Source organism: Clostridium sp. DFI.1.208, assembly GCF_024463855.1.
Classification (GTDB): domain Bacteria; phylum Bacillota_I; class Bacilli_A; order Erysipelotrichales; family Erysipelotrichaceae; genus Clostridium_AQ.
This window is the reverse complement of sequence record NZ_JANGCA010000021.1, coordinates 11,219-34,526: the sequence shown is the minus strand read 5'-3', so window position 1 is coordinate 34,526 and position 23,308 is coordinate 11,219. Positions and strand designations below refer to the sequence as shown.

The following is a 23,308-nucleotide window of genomic DNA, read 5'->3' as shown; positions in this document are numbered from 1 at the left end:
TTTTTCCATTATACACCTTACCTTATCACCGCACCAGCTTCATCATCGCCTGCCGCAAGAATTGTTACAATGACCTCATCCTTTAAATTCTCGTTGATTGCCATGCCGAATATGATATCCAGTGCATTACCAGCCTCCGTATGTATGAAATTGACAATTTCCTGAACCTCCTCCAATGTCAGATCACTGTTTCCGCATATGTGAACGATTGCATGATGCAGTCCCCTGATATCATATTCTAAAAGACTTGCGGATAAAGCCTCTTTGACTGCAGCTTCTCCTTTCCGATTACCGCTTCCATATCCAACACCAATAAACCCATGCTTCTGTTTTTCCATGGTTGTACAGATATCTGCATAATCAACATTGATGTAAACAGGAATAGTAATCAGCTCGTATAGTGCCTGTATTCCCTGCTGAATGATGCTGTTTGCTGTGGAAAATGCACAGGTGATCGGGGCATTACCAAGATGCTGAAGGATATGGCGGTTAGAGAGTGTAATACAGGTATCCGTGTACGTATAGATTTCTTCCATGGATGCCATGGCAGTGCGCATGCGTTTTTTTCCTTCAAAGGGAAATGGCAAAGTAACAAAGGCAATGGTCAGCGCATGCAGCTCTCTGGCAAGCTGTGCAAATACCGGAAGTGCTCCGCTTCCTGTACCGCCTCCAAGACCAGCGCATAACAATATCATATCCGCCCCCTTCATTCTTTTACAGATTTCCTCCTTCGCCTCGATGGCGGCACGCTTTCCTAATAATGAATCTGCTCCTGTACCATATCCTTTTGTCTGCTTTTCTCCAATCAATAGTTTATGTTCCTGCGAAAGCTGCAGCAAAGCAAGCTGATTGGTATTGACAGCAATATATTCCACACCATGCAGTCTATGCTGCAGCATATGGCGAATTACATTATTCCCGCCATCCCCGATACCAAAAATTTTAATTGTGACCTTTCCCATAGAATCTCCTTTATCTTTCAGACAGATATCATAACACACGATGTAAATTAGACGCATACCTTTCGCTATATAGTAAGACTATGCGGTTGTTCAACTTATGTGTCTCGTTTATCTGATTCAATACAATGCCAGCTTGATCTGCCGACAATTTCACAAAAGGATTGATGAACCAAACAGAATGATCTGCAGAACAAAGTTCATACAATGCCAGAAAGCAGGCGTATCGCAAAAGAATGCGGATACTGCTGCTGCAAAGGTTGGAATCCATATCTCTGTCACCGCACACAATATGCAGAATCATACCGTGTTCATAAATTTTACATTGCTTCTTAATAAACAAACTCATCAGCTGTGATGCCCTGCTGTAGACATCCTGTATGGTAATCTTATACGCAAGAAATGATGTATACCCTCTAAATACCTCATGAAAAGATTTTTGCATAAGAAAAACAGGTTCATCCTCATACCAGAGAAAATATTCCAGATTTTCAAATACAGCAACATTCAGGTTACGATATACCATACATTTCTTCATGATGTGCATACTGTTGATTTCCCTGTTACAATGCCCTGGAAGACATCCTGTAATAAAAATCCACCATCTGCACAGCTGATTTTGTATCCAATCCTGTTCCTTCCCCAGTACCATCATACTCATTCGGGCATCTATAAATTCGCACAGTTTTATCAAATACATACCATCACCTGCCTGTATATTACGATATCCGTTGTTTCAAATTTGACACATTCCAACATCACCGCCAGTTTCCCCAGAAAAAAACAGCCCGAAGACTGTTTCTATGTTATTTCATATGGATTCCTCGATACAGACACTGCCCGATTTCTTCCTCACGAAGCGATCCCAGCTTATCCTGCCATTTCAACAGAAAAAACGGATCACGCAGCAATTTTCGCCCGAGCAGCACATAATCACAGCGCTCCTCCTGCAGGATCTGCTCAATTTCCGATTCTCTTGTAATACACCCGACTCCCATGACTGGTAACGTCGTCATGGTACGGATTTTTTCCGCATACGGAATCTGATACAGCGGGTACGCATGCACAGCGCCTGTGTTCAAGCCGCCGCTGGATACGGAAATCGCAGCAGCACCGGCATCCTCAATCACCTGTACCACAGATTTCATATCCTCCGGATGCAGACCGCCTGCTTCATACTCCTCCGCAGAAATACGAACGATGATATCCCCCTCAAAATTATCCCGACAGCCCTCCACAATACGGCGAAGCAGCAGCGTTCTATCCTCTCCATACGCATCACTGCGCTGATTGGTGAGCGGTGATAAAAACTGATTGATCAGATAGCCGTGGGCAGCATGTACCTCTACAAAATCATACCCAAGCTCCCGCGCCCAGCGACTTGCAAATTCAAAGTTCACAATCAGCTCATTGATACCGGCCTCATCCAGACCGATCACATCCTCCTGATCCATTGCACCGTATTTCTGATTACCAAAGGTATTTTTCATACCGGCATGATTCAGCTGAATACCGATTTTCACTCCATAGGCATGAACGCAGTCCACGATGTCCTTCAAAATCTGACGCTGTCTCGGTGTAAATATTCCCAGACACGCGTCATTGATATAGCCATGGGCATTCACTGCCGTTGCTTCCTGTACGATAAAGGCAGGCCGCCCCTTGGCAAGGGTATCGTAATGCGCAACATGATGCAGATTTCCCACACCATCCTTTGTTTTCACCATATAGGTACACATGGCAGGTACTCCGATGCGATTGCTCAGCTCCATATGACCCAGCTTGTTTTTTTCAAAAACCTTCAAGTGAATCCCTTCTTTCTTAGTTTTCTACTTTCTCACTGTATTCTTCCCACTTTTGCATCAGATTTTCAATTTCATTGTGAACAAGATCAATTTTTTCATCCAGCTCCTGCATTTTATGATAATCGTGGTAATACTCCGGTTCAAAGCGCAGCTCCCGAAGGCCTTCCAGCTCCTCCTCCTTCACCGCAATCTTCTTTTCCAGCTTACTGATTTCCTTACCATAATTGATATAGCGCTCCGGCTTTGCACTGTCTTTTTTCACCGGCTGCTTCTTTTCCACCGGGGGAACCTTATCCCGGTTCATATATTCCTCATAGGTCAGCGGATAATAGACCGCTTTCCCGTCATCGATCACCAGAATTGCGGTTGCCAGCTTACTGATAAAGTAACGGTCATGAGAAACAAACAGCATCGTTCCCTCATAATCCTTCAATGACTCCTCCAGCGCTTCTTTTCCGATGAGGTCCAGATGATTGGTCGGCTCATCCATCAAAAGGAAATTGGGGTGCGACAGCATCAGCTTCACAAAGCTCAGCCGTACCTTTTCCCCTCCGGACAGGCAGTCAACGGTTTTGAAAACCTCTTCACCGGTAAAGAGAAAGCATCCCAGTGCAGTACGCACCTCGGTGCGATTCAAATCCGGGAAGTCATTCCACACCTCTTCCAGCACGGTATTCGCACTGTTGAACTGCGCAAGCTCCTGATCAAAATAACCGACCTCGATCTGATGACCGAGCAGAAAGCTGCCAGACAGCGGCTCCACCTGCTTCATCAGCGTTTTCATGAAGGTTGACTTCCCTTTTCCGTTTGGTCCGATCACTGCGATCTTGGCAGATTGCATAACCTCCAGATTCACCGTACATAAGGGCCGGTCATAGCCAATCGTTAAATCCTGTACCTCCAGAACCCGTTTACCGCCCTTTACATTGGGCACAAAGCGGGCATTAAAGCTTTTCTCATTGCTTTTGGGATCCTCAATACGTTCCATACGATCCAGATATTTGATTTTTGACTGTGCAAAGGCAGCCTTGTTTTTCTTATACCGGAATTTTTCTATCAGCTCCTCCATTCGCTGAATTTCCTTCTGCTGGCGAATATAAGCGCTTTTCTGCTGTTCCAAATCACTTTTTTTCACATTCACGTAATTGCTGTAATTTCCCGGATACCGCCGCATGACGCCGTATTCGATTTCATAGACGACATCCACGACATCATCCAGAAACATACGGTCATGGGATACGAGGACAACTGCCTTGGGATAGCGTTTCACATAGCCCTCCAGCCACTCGATCGTATCAATATCCAGATGGTTGGTCGGCTCATCCAGCAGCAGGACATCCGGCTTGCTCAGCAGCAGCTTCACAAATGCCAGCCGTGTCTTCTGTCCTCCGGAAAACGTTGCAATCGGACGTTTGAGGTCTTCCTCCTGAAATCCGAATTTCGTGAATATCGTCATCATTTCACTGCGGTAGGTATAGCCGCCCATCTCCTCGAAGCGCTGCTGTACATCCGCATAGGCATTCAGCACAGCCTCGCTGTGGTCACTGCACATCCGTTCACTAAGCTCCTCCAGCCGTTTTCCAACCGCCTTCACCTGTTCAAAGGCTAGCTCCATTTCCTCCTCAACGATGACATTCTCATCCGCAAAGGTCGTCTGTGCCAAATATCCGATACGCAGCTTGTTTTCCTTATGAATTTCTCCGGCATCCAGCAATTCCGTTTCCGCAATCACACGCAGCAGCGTTGTTTTTCCACAGCCGTTTCTTCCGACAATGGCGATTTTCTCTGTATTTCTTACTTCAAACTGTATGTTCTCAAATACGGTCGTAGCACCGTAATATTTGCTTCCTTTATGAATCTGATATTTCATCATCTCCACCTTCTTTTGTTAGATTCGTAAAATTTATTTGGCCGCATTGATACCGCTGGCAAAGGAGGCAGCTGCCTGTCGTGAAATCTTCTCCCCGTTCTTCCGCCAGTTATCGGCATCCTCTTTATTTGATACATAGGCAAAATCTATTTCCAGCCCTTGCATGCCGTCCGCATCCACAAAGGTCTGGTTTTCCTTACGGGCATTTTCACTGCCCTTTCCTGCCATGGTTGCACGTCCACCCGCTTCCCGGATATTGGAATACATATCATAGCCGCCGCTGATCAGCGGACTCGCTCCGACACCGGGATTGTTCGCATCCGTATAAGCACTGCCGCTCATCTTCAGCTTCTTTTCCAGACCGTACATAATGTTTTTCCCAAGTGTAGGGCTGCTGTAGGCACTGTGCCAGATTTCCACACCGCTCACACTCTCATCGGGATTCGTATTGAATCGCAGATAAATATAATAGCGTGCATGCTTTTGATACCCGTCAGCCAGTCTGCCGTCTTTTCCATAGGCAGGCTTCGGCTGCTTTGACGCTTCGCTTTTCGTTATTTCCACCCGCAGACCATATTTCTCAAGCTCTTCCTTCATCCATACGGCTGCCTTGTAGGTTTCCTTATATTCTGTGATTCCATTCCCTTTATTTCCCTCATCCGGGACATAGGTAAGATCCGTATTCATTCCATAGGGGTCCAGCAGAACATCAATATCTCCCTCTTTGGGCTTGGCTTTTTCCACAGATAAAAACAGATAGTTCTGATCCAGCCTGATATCGTAATCCTTCAACAGGTCCTGATCTGCAATCAGCTTTATCTCATGGACATTTCCCTTGCGCTGAACCGTGGTAAAGGCATCCGAATGCAGCGTGCGATCGAAGATAACCCGCTTCTTCACCAGATTATCAATAACCGTTACCTCATAATAGCCGGGATTGAGATCCTCCAGTGTGATTTTCTGATCCGCTGTGGAATCCATTGTCATCGGAATGGTTTCATCTGTACACAGGTTATGCAGCTCCACTGTTTTTCCTGCCAGCTCATCCTTATCGCTTTTCGCATCATATGTCTGCGTATACAGCCCTAAGGATTCTCCATAAAAGACATAGTCCCTGACCGTCATCGTATCGGCAGCCTTTTTGTTTAACAAATGTATCGTTTCTTCACTGTTCAAGCCGCAGACAGTGAATTTTTTAGCTTCTTCCTTTTTCTGCGGAAACAGCAGTCCTGCGACTGCATACAAAACGAGTGCAACCAGCAGAATCAGCGGTACTGCAATTTTCCAGCGTACCTTATATTTTCTTTGTCGAGGTGCGTATGCCATGAATATCCCTCCGTTTTCTAAATGATGTCATCGTTCAAGCGTAATCTGCAGTTCAATATCCTTGATATGCTTGGGTACCTGATCCTTTAACGGCGGATAGCTCATATGCTGAGTAGATACTTCAACATCCAGCATATCCTTCGGCCGCTTCGGTACCGGCAGCATGGCATCCTCAAATTCCATATACTGGATAGGAAAAACACTTTCCATACTGTATACAACCGGATGAAAAAAGGAATTAAAGGTCCAAGTCAGATCATAGCCAATCAACGCGGAGTTTTTATTGATCTCCCCGTATTTTTTCGCGTTGCGTACAAACCGGCGCTTTAAAAGCAGCGGATTGCAGTGCAGGTTCTCAAAGAAGGCAATCAAAACCATCAGAATACCATTGCGCACACGCCATATAAAATCCTTTGCTTTGTTTTCGCTTACGTGATCCAGTACGAAAATATCAATGAACAAGCCGTCACTGTCCTTGCATTTATTCTTTAACAGAGCGTTGTATTCCACACAATAGGTGCCTTTTTTTCGTACCTTCATCGGCGGAACCAGCACATTATACTCGCTGTGGGTTTCAAAGCACTGCGTGATATAGGCATCGCCCAATTCATGAACCACCCTTTGGAATTTTTCATAGTCCTCGCGCAGCATTCCGATATCCGCATCATCATCCCATGGAATAAAGCCTTTATGCCGGACTGCCCCAAGGGCACTTCCCCCGGTCAGCCAGTAGCGAATGTTATGCTTTTTGCACAATGCATCTATATTCTTCAGCATTTCCAGAAGTACGAGCTGTACATCCCGAACGGTAATGCTGGTACCATCTTCTTTTGTCTTTAATATGTACTCTTTCATTATAAATCACCATGTTATATTATAGAAGATAAAGATAACGAACACAACGGTTTTCAAAAAATATCACAAAAAGGTAAGAAACCATGATGCGAGATCACTAAAATAACAGAGTCATCGGTAATATTTGAAAGAACCGGACTTTTTTTGTAGTCCAAATGCGTCATGGAGTGCAGAACAACCATAAAGCATGTGAAGTAAACACTATGAATACGAGAATCCGCATCATGCTAAACCGTCCTGAGGAGCGTATTGTTTATCGATCTGCTATGAAATACCCTTTTACATAAAAATATAACAAAAAATCAAAAATTTGCGGATTTTTTAGGAATTTGACAGTTTCCATACGTATAGAAGGGGGTAAGGAGCCCTTACAGAATGGAGGACATATAAATGTCAAATGCAATGAATCAACTCAACTACCGTAACGATCTATTTTTTAAGTACGCCCTTTCCCGTGAGGATGAAGGCTCCGTGTACGCACGCAACACCATTATTGAACGTGTTACCGGAATCAGGGTAAAGGAAAGCACCGTACTCAATCCCAATCTGGATCCGGGCATCATCGGAAAGAAGCGCATCATTCTGGATGTCCATGTGAAGGATGAACAGAATCATCATTTCAATATTGAGATGCAGACGACCTACAAGGGAATAGCGGAAATGATGCGCTTTGAATTTTACGGAGCCAGAGCATTGAATAATCAGCTGAAAAGCGGTGAATTCTATGATCAATTAAAGCCGGTTTATCAAATCATATTCATCGATGAATATGCATGGAACAACAGAAATCTGATCAATCAATATCAGATGCGCAATGAGCAGGGAGAAGAGGAAAGTGGCTATCCGCTCATCCTTCGTACCTTTGTACATATGCCGGTGATCAATGACATCGTAAAGGAGAAAGAAATGCAGAGGTTGAATGACTTTGAACAATTGGTATACCTGTTTGAAAATAATGAAAAAAATGATATACTGAAGTCAAAGGAAAGGCTGGTGAAGGTATTCATGAACAAGTATGAGGAAATGCAGAAGGATGATGAGCTGTGGTCAACGGCTATGGCGATTCAGATGGGAGAAGCACGTTATCGCAACGGCTTGCGTGACAGCTTTGAAGAGGGAAAAGCTGCCGGAAAAATGGAAGGAGAGAGACAGCTCTTACACAAACTTATTGAAATCAAGTACCATGAGGATTGTGCAACGTGGCTGCAGGCATTAACGGAGGAACAGATGCATATCGTATCCACCTTACTTCTGGAATGTGACACCTTCGAAGCTGTCAAAAAGCAATTAAATAAAACTGATGCGAAATAAGTTATTCTATACATAATAATTGTGAATTTCTTTTCTATACCGTAAACAAAAGGTTCTCAGCACATGAAGTGCTGAGGCTTTTCATATGGTTCATACAAATATCATTTTTATCTATGTGGTTGATATACTGAAAAAGGTAAAGAAAATCCAAAGGTTGAATGACTTTGAACAGCTGGTGTATCTGTTTGAAAGTAATGAAAAAAATGATAAGCTGAAGTCAAAAGAGAGGCTGATGAAGGTATTCATACCCAAAGGCACCAAGTGAACAAGTACGAGGAAATACAGAAGAATGACGAGCTGTGGTCAACCGCAATGGCGATTCAATTGAGAGAAGCACGTTACCGCTATGACTTTGAGGACAGCTTTGAAAAGAGAAAAGCAGCGGGAAAGATGGAAGAAGACAGGCAACGCTTACACAAACTCATAGAAATGAAATATCATGAGGATCATACGACATGGCTTTGCACTTTGACAGCAGAATAAATTGAGACATCTCCAATCTCATTTTAACCTGTGATACTTTTCAGGAATTCAAGGGTCAAGTAGAAAGTAAAAAATAATACATAAAACCGCCTATAAACAACACCATCCACCTTATATAATGGGTGCTTTCTCTTTTACGTATGTTAGGAAACCGTAATGACTCATTTTTCACATTTCTGCTTGTATGATACAATCGTTATCCCCCGTATTTCCTCCATATATAGCCTTTCCATATAACTCGACATATATATCGGTTTTTCGTTAATGCAAACGGTAATGCGTTTAATATAACGTCTATTCGTTATTTTTATAACGTTTTAACGTATTACAATACATATGGAGGGAGGAAGATTGTCATGGATTATCTGAAAAAACTAAAGTTTCTTATGAAGCAGCATGAGCTCAATGAAAATCAACTGGCTAAGAAAGCGGATGTACCGCAAAGTACCATCAATTCCTTATTCCAGAAAAACAACCTTCCTACGATTTCAACATTAGAGGCATTATTGGAAGCCCTGGATATGACCCTGAGTGAATTTTTCTACGATGATGCGCTTATGAAGAAACATGAACTGGAAGAACAAAACTTATTGAGTAAATGGAGTTTCATGACAAAAGAGCAGAAAAACGGGGTACTCTTGCTTATTGATCTGCTGTTAAACACCGGCTCTAAAAGGGCTCATTGATAAAAGAAGCACGATAAAAGACCACTGCTGCTGCGAGGATTTCCGGCAGTGATTTTTTTTTGCGTTGCTATGCATTTCATTATCGGCATCCTGTGTCTGTGCTGCACAGACATCCACGAGCAGTTGTCGCAAGCAAGCACTCCCATTACACAGCCTGTCTTTTCTCCACCACCGTTGTGATGATGTGCAACGGCTGCTATGCCATCCTGCTGTTTCCCTTGATCCGGATATAGAAGCGTTATTCTTTTTCTGATACTGCATGCTTATCGTATAAGGGAAAGGAATACGCAAAGCACTTGCTTCGGATAACGCAATAAAGAAAAACAGAAGCCCTACTTGATTCGCCTTTCCATCTTGTTTACATTCCATATACACAATTCGTAAAGCAACGCCATGAAATTCTGAATGCAGCCACTGAATACAAGCTATTCTATACCACAGCGCTCATCATCCGTTTGCGCTAAGCAGTCTTACACAACAGGTATCAGTACATAATGAAGTTCGTGCAGCTCATTAGCCGATATCATTATGTACACCACGAGCCGGCACATGAGAAACGCAGTATAAGCATGATATACGGGCAAAGGATATGGTATAGGAGTATGTAAGATGCTCTATAAAAAGCCCATTTTCACTATAGCGATCATCCAGTAATCGAAATCCCTGAATTTCTGCATTCTTTTCATTTAACATGACATATTTAACATTTTTCCGTTAATACTAACGTTTATACGTTATATATAACGCCTTTGCGTTAGTTTTACAACGTTTTATCGTATTACAATAGATACAGGACAGGAGGTCGCCATGGATTATTTAGAGAAGCTAAAAGTACTGATGAAGCAGCATAATCTTACGGAATACAAGCTCGCGCAGAAAGCGGATGTTGCACAAAGCACGATCAATTCCTTATTCCGCAAAAATAATCTTCCGACGATACCTACGCTGGAATCCCTGCTGATCGCAATGGATATGACACTGAGTGAGTTCTTCTACGATGAAGCACTTATGAAAAAGCACGAGCTGGAAGAACAGAATTTATTAAAGAAATGGGGACTTTTGACAAAGGATCAGAAGCAGGCCATCCTGAAGCTGATCGAACTGCTGCTGGATAGCAGCTGTAAAAATTAAACACTACAAATATGAAGCTGCCGAAATTGATTCGGCAGCTTTTTATTTAAGTTTGGATTTGTAGAGGTACTGTGAACGTACCAGTTACGTGTATCTGAACACGAAAAAACGTTTTGATGAATGCGCATGCATTCATTAGAAGCCGCTTGCTCTATAGCTGGCGGTCGTTCATATGATAATCATACATGCGGTATGAAATATTTCCATGATGCGAATATAATCCAGACGCTCAATGCTGCTCCATTCCGCTACAGGTACAGGATGTTCATGCAGTGCCTTCTGCAACCAGATTACATCTCTCCATGCATCAAATTTATAGCCTGCATTGCGCAGTATTCCGATTTCTGTAAAGCCAAAGCTTTTATGCAGTGCGAGGCTTGCCTCATTGGGCAGCGTGATACAGGAAATCGCCGTCTGCAGACCCTGCAGCTTTAATACCTCCAAAAGTGCCGTATACAGTGCCTTTCCAATCTGGCGGTGCTGTACCTGCGGCAACAGATAGATCGATAATTCTACATTCCACTGATAGGCAGCACGCTCCATATGACGATGCGCATAGGCATAGCCTATGATTTTCTGATCAAGCTCACATACCAGATACGGATATTCCCTTTGAATCTTCATCATGCGTCCTTCAAATTCCTCCAGGGAGGGAACATCATATTCAAAGGTGATCACACTGTTTTTCACATAATGCGCATAGATGGAAAGAAGTGCCGGTGCATCCGACAGCTGCGCAAACCGTATAGTTTTCATGATGCTCCTTTCCTCCCCACAGACTGTGAAACCAGCACAGTCCTCCCCTCACAAGAAAGCCATGGACGTATCCATGGCCGCAGCTTTTAAAATAACAGATTCTTCGGTGTACGCGGGAATGGCTCCACATCACGGATATTCTGCATTCCTGTCAGATACATCAACAAACGGTCAAAGCCAAGACCGAAGCCGGCATGCTTGCAGCCACCGTATCTTCTCAAATCCATATACCATTGCAGACTGTCTGTTGTCATGTCCATGTCCTTCATGCGCTGCTCTAAAACATCATAACGCTCTTCTCGCTGACTGCCGCCAACCAGCTCGCCAACCCCAGGTACCAGCAAATCACACGCTGCCACGGTTTTCCCGTCATCATTGACACGCATGTAGAATGCCTTGATATCCTTAGGATAATCAGTCAGGAAAACCGGACCATCCACGATTTTTTCACAGATATAACGTTCATGCTCGGAATTCAGGTCCATCCCCCATTCCACCTTGTTATCAAACTTCACATCTGCCTGTAACAGCAGATCGATTGCTTCCGTATATGTCATGCGCTTGAAATCCGAATTGCGTACCTTTGTGATGCGTTCAATGCAGCTCTTATCAATCATCGTGTTGAAGAATTTCATTTCCTCCGGAGCATTTTCCAGAACATAATCGATACAGTATTTCACCATATCCTCAATCAGGTTCATATCATCCTCCAGATCCGCAAAGGCAATCTCCGGCTCAATCATCCAGAACTCGCTGGCATGACGGCTCGTGTTGGAATTTTCCGCACGGAAGGCCGGGCCAAAGGTATAGACATCGCGGAATGCCATAGCAAACGCTTCGACATGCAGCTGTCCGGTAACCGTCAAAAATGCTTCCTTACCAAAGAAATCCTGTTCATAATCTGCATCGTCCCGTGTCGTTGCCTTAAACATTTCACCGGCACCCTCGCCATCATTTCCCGTTATGATCGGTGTATGTACATACACAAAGCCCTGATCCTGGAAAAATTCATGAATCGCCATGGATAATACAGAACGCAGACGGAAAATTGCATAAAAGGAGTTGGCACGCGGACGCAGATGTGCTATTTCACGCAGATATTCAAAGCTGTGACGCTTTTTCTGCAATGGGTAATCACGATCGCAGTCCCCTTCCAGAGATGCTTCGGTAACCTGAATTTCAAACGGCTGTTTGCCCTGCGGTGTCAGTACGAATTTTCCGGTTACGGTGATTGCGGCACCTGTTGGATATTTTTCCACCTCCGCAAAGTTTTTCAGCTCCTGTAAATACACCAGCTGCGCGTTTCGGAAATACGTTCCGTCATTCAGCTCAATGAAGCCAAGCTTGCCGCTGCAGCGATTTGTACGAACCCAGCCCTGCAGCTGCACATATTCCATGCTGTCCTGTTCCACATGAGAGCCGCTCATGACGATCTCATACAGTTCGCGTATTGTCATAAATTCAAACATATTCATTTCCTCCTGTTTATGGCACAAAAAAACGTTCCCTTTCAGGAACGTATTGTACGCGGTGCCATCCTGATTCCCATGCGTAAAAGCATGAGCATCTTTCCTGGGATATATCGTTCCCACACGAAACCGTCTACTGTTATTCTCCGGTTCAGCTCCACAGCCGTTCAGATATAAATCCGTATGCATGCAGCTTCCACCTTCCTGCATTCGCTAGTTGCGCGTAATTTACTCTGTTCTGCTTCAACGCTCTACATTTAGATTGTTGGTCTCAAAGACCAGCTCCTGTATAGATGATACCACATCCACGCTCTTTAATACAACCCCTTTTGGAATTTGTATATGCTCATGCGTAAAATCCACCAATCCTGTGATTCCACAGGCAATCAAGCGATCGACCGTCTGCTGGATATTCTCGGAAATCGCCAGAATAGCGATACGGCAACCATCCGGGACCTTTTGTTCCAAATCCGCAATATCATATACCGGTATACCGAAACGTACACCCTGACGGTCTGGATTGACATCGAATGCACAGGCAATCTCACCTACCACATAATCCCATTTATTATACTTCATCAGTGCCCGCCCCATATTTCCGGCTCCAACCAGAATGATTTTTTCATCAAAATCCATACCGAGCTGCTGATTAAAAATTTCAATCAGCCGATTGACATCATACCCATATCCCTGCTTTCCCAGATTTCCCAGAAAAGAAAAGTCACGGCGGATCGTCGTCGGTTCAATATTGACGACACTGGCCAGTTCCTTGGACATGATTCTTTCTACACCTGAACTTTTCAGCTTGCGCAATGCCTTCAGATAGACAGGATATCGCTGCAGCGTTGCCTTTGGCACATTTTTCTCTGTCATGTTTATCACCTATTGCATAGTATAGCACACTTTTTTAACTTTGTGAATAAACTAGCATATTTAACTTTTTTGAAAAGGCAAATTTCCTGCGAACACAGAAGTGCACAAAGCGAAACACAGCGGCGTGATATTTTTCAGTAAACAGAATGGCTGCTGTAGCAATGGAATGCTTTCCATCCCAATGACAGTTCCCTTGCATGATTAGCACAAGGCGACTGCTTTTTCCTTCCCCTGTATAAATTCATACAGACGCTTGCAGTCATAAACCGGCATCACAGCAAGACCTTGCCTGCTCCTTCACAGGATAAAAACAGGTCCGCTTTTCTTTCTCCGTTACAGAACACTGGCTCTTCTGCTTCCTTCCATCCCTGTATTTTTACAGATGGCAACGCATCGCTAGCTTCCTGCATATCCTGAATTCCATCGCATTTTCCTTTGCCCCCTCATTGCTTGCATCCAATAAAATACAATGCTCCATTTTCCATTACAGCCCTTGCAAAACCTGCCTACAGCAGCTTCTCCATCTGAACATGAGGAACATGCTCATCCATATGCTCTTCTCCGCATACAGTGTAGCCATAGCTTTCATAAAACGCACAGGCCCGGCATTGTGCATCCAAAATACAGCGGCTTCCCTTTTGACTGCGAACGATTTTCTCCATCTCGGAAAGCAGAACACCGCCCAGACCCTGATGTCGAAACTGCGGCAGCACCGCAATTCGTCCAAAGACCCACGCCTTCTCATCTTCCTTTGGAAAACAGCGTGCACAGCCCGCAAGAATGCCATCCACATAAACAGTAATATGTACGGCAATCGCATCTAGTTCATCGAATTCATTCTGAAACCCCTGTTCCTTCATGAATACCTCAATACGCACATATCTGTAGTCCTGCTCATTATCCTTTGTTTTTATCTCAATCATATACGCTCCCATCCAAGAAAAAAGGCAACCTCGACATAGCTGCCCTTTCTTATATAATCATAAAGCCAAGGTCATTGATAACCTTTCTGGCAACGGCTACCATATCGGAGTTTCCCTCCACAATGACGCATTGCTTTTCCAGATTTACCTGAAAATCCACTCTGGTTTCAGCCAGTGCCGTTTCAATTCTTCTCGCCTTGGTATCATCATCCAGATACTTTACCAAAATAATGTTCTTCAAGCGGATCACCTCGTTGTTATTGTAACACAATCCCTATAAACAATCCAATATTTGATACGATTGTTCGTGAATTGTAAGAAGATTTAATCTTCAACGATCGTTCCAAGACTTGTGGAGAAGGTTCCCTTTAAATATATGCGGATATGATGGTCCTTTGCATAGTTGACACAGCGGTCATGCAATACCCTTGATTTCATATTCAGCATTTCGTCGTAGGTCAGTTTATCGTATTTGATAGCATATTCATTCAGCTTGGGATCCTTGTCATAGACACCATCCACATCAGTATAAATATCCACTTCCTTGAGATCCAGCATATCCGCAAACAGTACCGCACTGTAATCACTGCCGCCTCTGCCAAGGGTCGTCACATGACCGCTGGGGGAGATACCGATAAAGCCGCCGACAACCAGCACATCATAGCTGTTCAGCTTCTTGCGGATTCCGGTATGATCCAGCTTCAGCACCTTCGCATAGTCATAGTTCTCATCGGTAAGGATTCCGCAATCGAAAAAAGGGAGCGCATACGCCCGTATTCCCATATCCAGAAGTTCACTGCATATCTTTAATGCAGATAGCTGCTCACCCATAGAAACCAGTCTGGCTTTTTCCTGTCTGGTGAGAAATTCACTGCCCATGGACAGCAGGGTATCCGTAGCATACGCATCCGGATAGCGGCCCATGGCCGATACCACAACAATCACTTTATTTGTCTTGCTGCTTTCCAGCACATGACGGTACACATATTTCCTGGTCGCTTCACTGCGCAGGGAGGTACCGCCAAATTTCATTACTTTCATGTTCATATGCATAACCCCACATTCCTTATACCATATGTCAAAGTTTGTCAGAATGTGCGGTTTTTTCGCCCAGTTTCCTGGATTTTATCCCCTGCTTCAGATAATTTCAGCCAAATACGAGCAATAAAGAAAAAGATACCGAGGAGCTTAAACGTGCATGCTTGCACATAAGCACTGGTATCTTTATCGCGATACTTCCTTATTTACTTTTTCAAGACCTTCACAAAACGCTCGGTGATCTGCTTTGGACGTGTGATAGCACCACCGACGACTGCACTGTAAGCACCAGCCTCATACACAGCAGCCAAATCCTCCGGCGTATTGATTTTTCCTTCCGCAAGAATCGGAGCCTTGATCGTTTCCGCCAGCTTTTTGAATAGCTCAAGATTTGGACCATCCACATTTTTGGAATATGGCGTGTATCCGCATAAGGTTGTAGATACGCAGTCAAAGCCAATGCGTTCCGCATTCACACATTCTTCATATGTTGAGCAGTCTGCCATGGCGAGAACGCCGTGTTCATGCACATAGTTCACAAGATCCTCCAGCTTTTCCCCATTTGGACGATCACGAAGCGTCGCATCCATAGCGATCATTTCGCAGCCTGTTTCAAACAGCTCATCCAGCTCCTTCTTGGTTGCGGTGATGTAAATATCACTATCCGGATAGCTGCGCTTTACGATTCCGATGACAGGCAGATCAACGACTTTTTTGATTTCGATGATATCCTCCTTGCTCTGCGCACGAATTCCTACGGCACCTCCCTGCTTTGCCGCAAGTGCCATTCTTCCCATGATGAAGGAAGAATGCAGTGGTTCATCAGGCAATGCCTGACAGGACACAACAAGTCCACCTTTAATTTGTTCCAGCATGTTCATATTAAGACCAACCTTTCCTGATATACATATACAGTATAATCCTTTTCCACATGTTTGTCTTCCCTTTCCTAGATGATTTTCATGCTTTTCAGTGCTTTTGCTCCCCTGTCATCTTTAAACATTTTCATCGAAAAACAAACAGCTGCCCGGTATGTGAAGGTCTGTTCCATCCCTTGCTTTCATAAGCTGCTTCTGCACTCGCTGGGATACGCATGCTCTTTTGTACATGCTTATTCACATAAACCTGCACGCAGAAGACTGCGGCTTTTTTCCATAAGCTTCCGGTATACCGGCTTCATATCCTCCTCTGTCACATACTGATCGATTTCCTCCACTGCAATCCATTTGACACCGCTGTTTTCATCCGGCTTGCTGCACAGCGTATCCTGCTCATCTGCCTGACACAGATAGGTAACATTCAAATGAACGTGAGAGGATACAAATGCCCCTCTTTTCACATGCGGAGGAACCGGCAGAATATCGATTGCCAGAATGGATTCACTTAACAGCTGCAGCTTTTTCAGTCCGGTTTCTTCCTTTCCCTCCTTCAATGCCACATGGATCAAATCCTGATCCCCATCCGCATGACCGCCACACCAGCCCCAGGAATCATAAATATTATGATAGATCATAAGTACCTTTGACGTATCCGCATTGATAATCCATGGACTGCTGGTTATATGTCCATATACATTATCTCTTGTGTAGACATTGGAAAAATCCGTTAGATAGCGCAGCATAACCTTTCGATCTGCTTCCTCCTGCATATTGCAGGGCGTATAGGTATTTAGCTCTTCATATAGCGTCATAAAGAATTACCTCCCATCCATGCCAGCAGGGCTTCCTTGTACACCCTGAGCGCCGTAGGTATCGCATAGGTTTCCAGTAGCTCATCCTTCGTGCACCAGATCCCCTCCACGACCTCCTGCTCCAGCTCCAACAGAAATCCGTTCATATGCCATTCCACATGAGAGAAAATGTGCTTTGCTTTTCGCAAGGGGACCACGCGGAGAAGATGGTCCTGAAATTCCTGCATTACCGCTTTTTTGCTTTTCTGTTCATCCAGCATCATAAATTCATACAACCCTGCAAGCAGTCCCTGCTCTTCTCGTTTATGCAGATAAATTTTATCTTTACACAAAAGCACGAGCACTGTCTTTTTTTCAATTCTTCTGGCTTTTCCAGCCGTCTTGTTGGGCAGCCGGTGTGCCGCTCCGCTCTGATAGCCCATGCATTCACTTGCCAGCGGACAAATATTACAGCGGGGAGCCGCATTTGGCACGCATACCAGTGCGCCGATTTCCATCAGAGCCTGATTAAAGGCATCACTTCTGTTTCCCGGTATATATTCCTGTATAATGCTCTGAAATTTTTTCTTTGTGCGCTCCTTCAAAATGTCATCCTCGCTGACAAGCACACGGCTGAACACACGCAGAACATTCCCATCTACTGCCGGAACACAGCGCTTATAGGCAATCGAAGCGATAGCTCCAGCTGTATAGGCACCGATTCCCGGAAGCTTCAACAGCTCCTCATAGGTATCCGGAAGTACACCGTTATGGTGCTCCATGCATTCCACTGCACATTTTTTCATATTGCGGACACGGTTATAATAGCCGAGGCCCTCCCACAGCTTACGCAGTGTGTCCTCATCTGCCTGCGCTAAAGCCTCCAGAGATGGCAATGCCTGTAAAAAGCGTTCAAAATAAGGCTTTACTGCTTCTACGCGCGTCTGCTGGAGCATTATCTCACTCACCCAGACGCGATAAGGAGAAGCATCATCTCTCCATGGCAGGACACGTGCATTGTGATCGTACCAGCTTAACAGCTGTTCTGTAAATTTCTTTTTATCATGTTGTAGTTTCATGCGTTTATTATAGCACATGGCAAAGATGGCAGGCAAAGAAAAAGCCACCGAATAGCGCAGATTCCGGCTTCAGGATATAAGTCATCGCATAAAAGCACAGGGTAAAATGAAAGGATATGGAAATGAACGTAGGATGGATAAGGATGAGAAACATATTCCAGTGCCCTTTTGACTTTATAGGCTATCATGATAGCCTTGCCTTTGACAGGATATGGATCATTATATGAAGACTCAGCGTACAGCAGCAGATAAATGGTTGAAGAAGCACCTGCTTTATGAATAAATAAAAGGAAATCCAATCCATTGTATAACGCAATAGAAATTCGGATTTCCTTTTTCATAAGCTTTCTATAGTCAGTAGGAAGACAGGCTCGAGTGTACGTTCTGTTATGATGATCCGCTATGTTTCTGCTGTGCATGCATCAGCGCTTCCAATGCAGATATCTGGTAGTGGAGAAAAAGCTTCCCACAAGACCGACAAGTACGCCAATCAGAATTAAAACGCCTGATATTTCCAGTGTCATTGGATATACCTTTTGCAGTACAAACATATTGCTCATGAAGGTACCGCCCAGTGTGTCAAATACATACTGATAGCCAAAGATCGTCAGCAGTACAGGGACAAGACTTCCCAGTAAGCCAATGAACACACCCTCCAGCATCATTGGAAATTTGATTGCCCAGTTACTGGCACCGACAAAACGCATAATGGCAATTTCCTGTTTTCTCGTATAAATGGACATCTTGATTTTATTAGAGATCAGGAAAACTGCAATTACAATCAGGAAGACGATGAACAGCATACCACCCTCCCGAATTTTCTCAAAGGTGGAAATCATGCTGCTGGTGGAGTCACCGCCATATTCCGCAGATACGATTCCCTTCATTTCCTTGATCAAATCCGCAGTTTTTTGGATGTCCTTTCCGTTTTTCACCTCAATCAGAAAGGTGTCGCGAATCGGCGTGGCTTTTCCCTCATACATATCAAACATGGAGGAATCCTCCTGAAATTCCGCTTTGTAATTTTCCAGCTCTTCTTTTCCGGTGGAAAGGGTCACATGCTTAACGGTATCCATCTGTTCGATTGCATGCAGCAGCTGCTGCTTTTGCTTATCCTTTACAATGGTATCAATACTTGCCCGTATGGTAACCTGCTCTTCAATATGCTTCGTAAAGCTGTTCAGATTGCTCGTTAACAGCATGAATACCGATATCAGAATCAGGGTTATCGCTACTGCAACCGATGCGGAAAATGTCAGGCCAAAATGCCGGACGATATTTTTATAGGTCATTTTTAGATGGAATTTAATATATCTGTAAAGTTTTTTCATAGGCTCATCACTCATATTTCTCTTACCTAATAATGATACCCTAGCAAAAGTGGAATGTAAAGCAGTTTAAGAATTTGTAAGATTTGAAATTTCTTCATATGGAAAGGAGGTATTCCTTCCGCATGTGCTCAGGTGGTGAAAAAAGTATGGTAAATCCAAGCTGACAGGCTGATCATCCGCGATACAGCCCAAGATTGGAAGACCACTCAGCTGTTCTATTACGGCTTTATTATCCAGATGCAAAGAGCTGGCGGCATCAAAGTGATTCAGCAGAAAACCGGCAACCGGAAGCTGCAAGGACCGCGCATAGCCGGCTGTCAGAACACAGGCATTGATGGCACCCAACCCGGCATCTGCTACAATGACGATTGGAAAGCCGCTCATACGTATGACATCATGCAGCATGATCGCATCCTTATGCAGCTGCAAAGGACATACGATTCCACCGCACCCTTCTATTATGAGAAAATCATGGGATGCCTTCATTTTCTGCAAATCCTGTGCAATCACAGACAGCTGCATAGGCTGCTGTTCCCAAACCGCTGCCAGATGCGGGGAAACACGGGAATGATAGGTATAGGATACGCAGCAGTCACGGGGATTCGCCTTACTGATTTTTAAAACCGTGTGCAAATCCTCGGCTATCCAGCGGTTGCCTTGCCGAAAAGCATCACTTGCCGCCGCCTTGTAATAGCCCGCACAGATATTGTTTGCAAGCAGCTGTTTGAGCAGTCCTGCACTCACATAGGTCTTTCCGGCATCTGTGGCAGTCGCGGTGATAAAGACTCCCTTGTTCATACTGCGGCCACCGTTTTCCCCAGCTGTTTCAGCATTTCCAAATCATCCGCTGTCTGAACGCCTGCAGTTGTCAGCATATCTCCGCTGATCATGGCATTCACACCACATTCCAGCAGGCGCTTTCCCTTATCCTGTATCAATCCCCGTCCCCCCGCCAGACGCAGAAAGGCACGTGGATGGAGAAATCGAAAGATAGCAACAGAGCGTTCCATATCCGTTTCCTGCAGCACCGGCTGATTTTGCAAGGGCGTACCGGGAATAGGGGTCAGAAAATTGAGAGGAATGGATGTCACCTGCAGTGCTTGCAGCTCCAACGCAAGATCAATGCGATCTTCCCAGCTCTCTCCCATTCCAAGAATCCCGCCGCTGCAAATTTCCAGCCCGGCCTGTTTTGCTGATTTCAGGGTACGGATTTTATCATCGTAGGTATGGGTCGTACAGATGGATGGAAAAAACGCTCTGCTTGTTTCCAGATTATTATGGTAGCGCGTCAGCCCTGCTGCTTTCAGCCGTTTGAAATCTGCATATGTGAGCAGCCCATGCGATGCGCATAGAGCCAGATTGGTGTGCATGTGCAGCCTACGATATATATGCTCCAGCTTCAGCAGCTCCTCTTCGGTAGGGCGCCGTCCACTGGTCACGATGGAATAGCGGCGAATACCTTCCCCTTCGCGTCTTATGGCATCCTGTAAAATGGTTTCTTCAAGCAATAGACCATGCTTGCGAGCTGCATGCTGTGTATGCCTAGATTGAGCGCAAAAACGACAGTTTTCCGAACAGGCTCCACTTTTCCCATTGATAATACAGCAAAGATCTACCTGATTCTGACAGAAATATGCACGAATCTCATTCGCTGCACTGCTTAGCTCCTGCAGTTCCGCATCCACCAGCTGCAAAGCCTCCTGCCGGGTAAGCATTCCTCCCTGCAGAACCTTATTTTTGTATTTGCTTAGCATAGACACCCTCCCGCTTTATTCCATGGCGTACAGACACGGGAAAACGCAATGCCGCATAAGCCGCAAGGACGCTGAACATGATATCGCCCGGCAAATCCAGAGGAAAGCAGGATAACAGCAGAAGATAAAATGAAATCTCTGTTCCCGTGTAATAGTTTAAGAGCATGTATTTATATGCCAGGCCGATGCCATAGGTTGCCAAAAGCCCCACCAGCGATGCCAGAAAGCATGTCCGCCAGTTTCTTTGTCCATGCTCCATAATCCAGCCACTGCAAAATGCTGTGACGATAAAGCCAAGCAAAAAGCCAAAGCTGGGACGCAGAACATAGGAAATTCCACCACCTGCTGCAAATACCGGAAGACCGAGCAAGCCGATCAGCACATACAACGCAGCGGATAGGGCACCCAGACGTGCTCCCAGAAGCATGCCTGCCATCAGGACAAAGAAAAACTGAAGCGTGAAATAATCAAAATTCGGCAGGGGAATTTGCAGAAAGGCTCCAATGGCGATCAGTGCTGTGAACAGCGAGCACAAAGCCAGTTTAGCAGTTGTCATCTGCTTCATGCGGTCACCGCCTTTACAGAAACCTCACCTGAGCTGAGAATATAGGTTGTATCTTCACTTTCTACTATCAGATTTCCCACAGCATTGATATCCTTCACATATCCGCAGAGCTGCTTCCCGTTCTGCAACCACGTGATTTCTTTATGTAAAACCAGAGAGGCTTCCCGATACTGCGCAAGCACAATGCTTTGCTCTTCGCGCTGTAAGGCTAACAGCTCATTCACGATGCAGGCAATCAGCTCATTTCGATTCACCGCCTGTATGCGCAGGGATGTTGCGATCTCCTTCAACTCCTCTGGAAATGTCATTGTGGTGGTATTAAGACCAATTCCGACAACGACAGCCTCCAGTCTGCCGCTTTCAAAATCACTGATAGCCTCGCAAAGAATTCCGCATAGCTTTTTTCCCTCATAGAAGATATCATTCACCCATTTTATCTGTGTATCTGCCTGATATAGCTGCTTCAATACACGATGCACAGCAACCGCAGCATAAATGGTAATCATCGAAGCATCGGACAGCTGTTGCGGCATGCGCAGCAGTAGACTCATATAGATTCCGGTGCGTGCCGGAGAATAAAACGGTCTTCCAAATCTGCCTCTGCCCGCACATTGTTCTTCCGCAGCAACCAGTGTCAGATGCTCACTGCCATCGATAGCCATTTTTTTCAGCAGCTGATTGGTGGAATCTACCTGTTCAAAGGTATACACTGGCAGCTTTTTTTTCAGATAGACCGAGATTGCCTCAGCGGACAGCTTGTTTGAAGTCTCTGCCATCCGATAGCCCTTGCGGGGAAAGGATTCTATTTCAAACCCCTCCTCGTTCAGGGTATGAATCATTTTACATACGGCATTGCGGCTGACATGCAGTCGCTGTGCCAGCTCCTGTCCGGAAACCGGCTTTGTTCTGTTTAACTCCAGTTCTCGTATCAATTCACTACGTATCGACATCGTAACAGCTCCTTTTCTCGATACTTAGAGTATCAAACTTTTTTATATTTGTAAACCAAAATTTGAAAATTAGTTTACTTACAGAACTCCTTTTTTTCTGAAACCCTCCTTGTTTTGTATGAAGCGGCTGAAAGAAAACGCAATCATAAGGTGGTGGGAAGCAGCTTTTACAAAAAAAAGAGAGCTAGTCGTTATGAAATTAACATCGAACCTAGCTGCATCGCCATATTTACGAATAACGGGTCCCCCCATGACACCGGAGGCTTTCCAGCGAGATAGAAAAAGCTAGATCAAAATCAAATATCCTCCATAACGCTATGCTGGAAAGCCACATGAAGAACCGTGTAGTAAAATATAAGAAGAGGTGTCAAAAGCAGAAAAACAGCCTATAGCGTAAGGCTCTTACTCGATTTTGGGCAAACAAAAATAAAAGATTTCAAAATCTATTGTACTCTCCAATGGATTTGAAATCTTT

General features: G+C 44.7%; 25 protein-coding genes. 5 read left to right on the top strand and 20 right to left on the bottom strand.

Annotated features, from left to right (window positions below; genetic code table 11):
- Positions 1-17: 17 nt before the first annotated feature.
- From ftsZ to NE665_RS12190, 6 genes are all read right to left on the bottom strand, one after another.
- The gene (gene ftsZ, locus NE665_RS12215) at positions 18-962 is read right to left on the bottom strand and encodes a cell division protein FtsZ (protein ID WP_117443556.1); all 945 of its coding nucleotides are present in this window, start codon (positions 960-962) and stop codon (positions 18-20) included.
- 28 nt (positions 963-990) lie between these two features.
- A complete protein-coding gene (locus tag NE665_RS12210) occupies positions 991-1,659 on the bottom strand; it encodes a hypothetical protein (RefSeq protein WP_117443557.1) in 669 nt (222 codons plus the stop codon).
- Between the two features lie 106 nt (positions 1,660-1,765).
- Entirely contained in the window at positions 1,766-2,764 is a 999-nt protein-coding gene (locus NE665_RS12205; protein WP_117443558.1) for an NADPH dehydrogenase, read from the bottom strand.
- Between the two features lie 16 nt (positions 2,765-2,780).
- Complete coding sequence (locus tag NE665_RS12200) at positions 2,781-4,634, bottom strand: ABC-F family ATP-binding cassette domain-containing protein (RefSeq protein WP_117443559.1); 1,854 nt, start codon at positions 4,632-4,634, stop codon at positions 2,781-2,783.
- Positions 4,635-4,667: 33 nt separating this feature from the next.
- Positions 4,668-5,960, bottom strand: a complete 1,293-nt coding sequence (locus tag NE665_RS12195) for an N-acetylmuramoyl-L-alanine amidase (RefSeq protein ID WP_117443560.1) — start codon at positions 5,958-5,960, stop codon at positions 4,668-4,670.
- A gap of 27 nt (positions 5,961-5,987) precedes the next feature.
- Positions 5,988-6,815 (bottom strand): LicD family protein, encoded by an 828-nt coding sequence (locus NE665_RS12190; protein ID WP_117443561.1) that lies wholly within the window; start codon positions 6,813-6,815, stop codon positions 5,988-5,990.
- A 390-nt stretch (positions 6,816-7,205) separates the two neighbouring features.
- Here NE665_RS12190 and NE665_RS12185 point away from each other — a divergent pair, with 390 nt between their 5' ends.
- The 5 genes from NE665_RS12185 to NE665_RS12165 all read left to right on the top strand — a co-directional run bounded on the left by NE665_RS12185 (position 7,206) and on the right by NE665_RS12165 (position 10,426).
- On the top strand, positions 7,206-8,126 hold the full coding sequence (locus NE665_RS12185) for an Rpn family recombination-promoting nuclease/putative transposase (RefSeq protein ID WP_256302546.1): 921 nt from the start codon (positions 7,206-7,208) through the stop codon (positions 8,124-8,126).
- A gap of 85 nt (positions 8,127-8,211) precedes the next feature.
- On the top strand, positions 8,212-8,391 hold the full coding sequence (locus NE665_RS12180) for a hypothetical protein (RefSeq protein WP_117443563.1): 180 nt from the start codon (positions 8,212-8,214) through the stop codon (positions 8,389-8,391).
- Positions 8,388-8,609, top strand: coding sequence for a hypothetical protein (locus NE665_RS12175; protein ID WP_256302545.1), 222 nt, complete (start codon positions 8,388-8,390; stop codon positions 8,607-8,609). Before NE665_RS12180 ends, NE665_RS12175 begins: the two co-directional genes overlap by 4 nt.
- 356 nt (positions 8,610-8,965) lie before the next feature.
- Complete coding sequence (locus NE665_RS12170; protein WP_117443564.1) at positions 8,966-9,295, top strand: helix-turn-helix transcriptional regulator; 330 nt, start codon at positions 8,966-8,968, stop codon at positions 9,293-9,295.
- Between the two features lie 807 nt (positions 9,296-10,102).
- Complete coding sequence (locus NE665_RS12165) at positions 10,103-10,426, top strand: helix-turn-helix transcriptional regulator (RefSeq protein WP_117443566.1); 324 nt, start codon at positions 10,103-10,105, stop codon at positions 10,424-10,426.
- A gap of 168 nt (positions 10,427-10,594) precedes the next feature.
- Here the strand turns inward: NE665_RS12165 and NE665_RS12160 are convergent, their stop codons facing one another.
- From NE665_RS12160 to NE665_RS12095, 14 genes are all read right to left on the bottom strand, one after another.
- On the bottom strand, positions 10,595-11,182 hold the full coding sequence (locus tag NE665_RS12160) for a GNAT family N-acetyltransferase (RefSeq protein ID WP_117443567.1): 588 nt from the start codon (positions 11,180-11,182) through the stop codon (positions 10,595-10,597).
- Between the two features lie 86 nt (positions 11,183-11,268).
- On the bottom strand, positions 11,269-12,609 hold the full coding sequence (gene asnS / locus NE665_RS12155) for an asparagine--tRNA ligase (protein WP_347285927.1): 1,341 nt from the start codon (positions 12,607-12,609) through the stop codon (positions 11,269-11,271).
- A 285-nt stretch (positions 12,610-12,894) separates the two neighbouring features.
- Positions 12,895-13,524 (bottom strand): redox-sensing transcriptional repressor Rex, encoded by a 630-nt coding sequence (locus NE665_RS12150; RefSeq protein WP_117443569.1) that lies wholly within the window; start codon positions 13,522-13,524, stop codon positions 12,895-12,897.
- A 506-nt stretch (positions 13,525-14,030) separates the two neighbouring features.
- The gene (locus NE665_RS12145; RefSeq protein WP_117443570.1) at positions 14,031-14,447 is read right to left on the bottom strand and encodes a GNAT family N-acetyltransferase; all 417 of its coding nucleotides are present in this window, start codon (positions 14,445-14,447) and stop codon (positions 14,031-14,033) included.
- A gap of 49 nt (positions 14,448-14,496) precedes the next feature.
- The gene (locus NE665_RS12140; RefSeq protein ID WP_002608058.1) at positions 14,497-14,688 is read right to left on the bottom strand and encodes a hypothetical protein; all 192 of its coding nucleotides are present in this window, start codon (positions 14,686-14,688) and stop codon (positions 14,497-14,499) included.
- A gap of 83 nt (positions 14,689-14,771) precedes the next feature.
- Entirely contained in the window at positions 14,772-15,494 is a 723-nt protein-coding gene (locus NE665_RS12135; RefSeq protein WP_021420106.1) for an amino acid kinase, read from the bottom strand.
- A gap of 197 nt (positions 15,495-15,691) precedes the next feature.
- Complete coding sequence (locus NE665_RS12130; protein WP_178760023.1) at positions 15,692-16,360, bottom strand: N-acetylmannosamine-6-phosphate 2-epimerase; 669 nt, start codon at positions 16,358-16,360, stop codon at positions 15,692-15,694.
- A 236-nt stretch (positions 16,361-16,596) separates the two neighbouring features.
- Positions 16,597-17,175 carry an NUDIX hydrolase gene (locus tag NE665_RS12125; protein WP_117443572.1) on the bottom strand — a complete coding sequence of 193 codons (579 nt, stop codon included), beginning with the start codon at positions 17,173-17,175 and terminating at the stop codon, positions 16,597-16,599.
- Entirely contained in the window at positions 17,172-18,233 is a 1,062-nt protein-coding gene (gene mutY, locus NE665_RS12120) for an A/G-specific adenine glycosylase (RefSeq protein WP_117443589.1), read from the bottom strand. The genes NE665_RS12125 and mutY overlap by 4 nt, the downstream gene beginning before the upstream one ends.
- Before the next feature lie 422 nt (positions 18,234-18,655).
- On the bottom strand, positions 18,656-19,564 hold the full coding sequence (gene ftsX / locus NE665_RS12115; RefSeq protein WP_220431400.1) for a permease-like cell division protein FtsX: 909 nt from the start codon (positions 19,562-19,564) through the stop codon (positions 18,656-18,658).
- Between the two features lie 66 nt (positions 19,565-19,630).
- The gene (gene bioD, locus NE665_RS12110; protein ID WP_117443574.1) at positions 19,631-20,362 is read right to left on the bottom strand and encodes a dethiobiotin synthase; all 732 of its coding nucleotides are present in this window, start codon (positions 20,360-20,362) and stop codon (positions 19,631-19,633) included.
- Complete coding sequence (gene bioB, locus NE665_RS12105; protein ID WP_117443575.1) at positions 20,359-21,324, bottom strand: biotin synthase BioB; 966 nt, start codon at positions 21,322-21,324, stop codon at positions 20,359-20,361. The genes bioD and bioB overlap by 4 nt, the downstream gene beginning before the upstream one ends.
- Positions 21,296-21,883 (bottom strand): biotin transporter BioY, encoded by a 588-nt coding sequence (locus NE665_RS12100; protein ID WP_117443576.1) that lies wholly within the window; start codon positions 21,881-21,883, stop codon positions 21,296-21,298. The genes bioB and NE665_RS12100 overlap by 29 nt, the downstream gene beginning before the upstream one ends.
- On the bottom strand, positions 21,880-22,833 hold the full coding sequence (locus NE665_RS12095) for a biotin--[acetyl-CoA-carboxylase] ligase (protein WP_117443577.1): 954 nt from the start codon (positions 22,831-22,833) through the stop codon (positions 21,880-21,882). The genes NE665_RS12100 and NE665_RS12095 overlap by 4 nt, the downstream gene beginning before the upstream one ends.
- Positions 22,834-23,308: the final 475 nt, after the last annotated feature.

What these genes read in the sequence shown, in the direction of transcription:
- bioD (WP_117443574.1), bottom strand. Translation starts at nt 20,362, where the DNA reads ATGAACAAGGGAGTCTTTATCACCGCGACTGCCACAGATGCCGGAAAG.
- NE665_RS12150 (WP_117443569.1), bottom strand. Translation starts at nt 13,524, where the DNA reads ATGACAGAGAAAAATGTGCCAAAGGCAACGCTGCAGCGATATCCTGTC.
- NE665_RS12145 (WP_117443570.1), bottom strand. Translation starts at nt 14,447, where the DNA reads ATGATTGAGATAAAAACAAAGGATAATGAGCAGGACTACAGATATGTG.
- NE665_RS12190 (WP_117443561.1), bottom strand. Translation starts at nt 6,815, where the DNA reads ATGAAAGAGTACATATTAAAGACAAAAGAAGATGGTACCAGCATTACC.
- NE665_RS12180 (WP_117443563.1), top strand. Translation starts at nt 8,212, where the DNA reads ATGGTTCATACAAATATCATTTTTATCTATGTGGTTGATATACTGAAA.
- mutY (WP_117443589.1), bottom strand. Translation starts at nt 18,233, where the DNA reads ATGAAACTACAACATGATAAAAAGAAATTTACAGAACAGCTGTTAAGC.
- NE665_RS12210 (WP_117443557.1), bottom strand. Translation starts at nt 1,659, where the DNA reads ATGTATTTGATAAAACTGTGCGAATTTATAGATGCCCGAATGAGTATG.
- NE665_RS12135 (WP_021420106.1), bottom strand. Translation starts at nt 15,494, where the DNA reads ATGAACATGAAAGTAATGAAATTTGGCGGTACCTCCCTGCGCAGTGAA.
- NE665_RS12200 (WP_117443559.1), bottom strand. Translation starts at nt 4,634, where the DNA reads ATGAAATATCAGATTCATAAAGGAAGCAAATATTACGGTGCTACGACC.
- ftsX (WP_220431400.1), bottom strand. Translation starts at nt 19,564, where the DNA reads ATGAAAAAACTTTACAGATATATTAAATTCCATCTAAAAATGACCTAT.
- NE665_RS12100 (WP_117443576.1), bottom strand. Translation starts at nt 21,883, where the DNA reads ATGAAGCAGATGACAACTGCTAAACTGGCTTTGTGCTCGCTGTTCACA.
- NE665_RS12130 (WP_178760023.1), bottom strand. Translation starts at nt 16,360, where the DNA reads ATGCTGGAACAAATTAAAGGTGGACTTGTTGTGTCCTGTCAGGCATTG.
- NE665_RS12185 (WP_256302546.1), top strand. Translation starts at nt 7,206, where the DNA reads ATGTCAAATGCAATGAATCAACTCAACTACCGTAACGATCTATTTTTT.
- ftsZ (WP_117443556.1), bottom strand. Translation starts at nt 962, where the DNA reads ATGGGAAAGGTCACAATTAAAATTTTTGGTATCGGGGATGGCGGGAAT.
- NE665_RS12195 (WP_117443560.1), bottom strand. Translation starts at nt 5,960, where the DNA reads ATGGCATACGCACCTCGACAAAGAAAATATAAGGTACGCTGGAAAATT.
- NE665_RS12095 (WP_117443577.1), bottom strand. Translation starts at nt 22,833, where the DNA reads ATGTCGATACGTAGTGAATTGATACGAGAACTGGAGTTAAACAGAACA.
- NE665_RS12165 (WP_117443566.1), top strand. Translation starts at nt 10,103, where the DNA reads ATGGATTATTTAGAGAAGCTAAAAGTACTGATGAAGCAGCATAATCTT.
- asnS (WP_347285927.1), bottom strand. Translation starts at nt 12,609, where the DNA reads ATGAGCGGCTCTCATGTGGAACAGGACAGCATGGAATATGTGCAGCTG.
- NE665_RS12160 (WP_117443567.1), bottom strand. Translation starts at nt 11,182, where the DNA reads ATGAAAACTATACGGTTTGCGCAGCTGTCGGATGCACCGGCACTTCTT.
- NE665_RS12125 (WP_117443572.1), bottom strand. Translation starts at nt 17,175, where the DNA reads ATGACGCTATATGAAGAGCTAAATACCTATACGCCCTGCAATATGCAG.
- NE665_RS12170 (WP_117443564.1), top strand. Translation starts at nt 8,966, where the DNA reads ATGGATTATCTGAAAAAACTAAAGTTTCTTATGAAGCAGCATGAGCTC.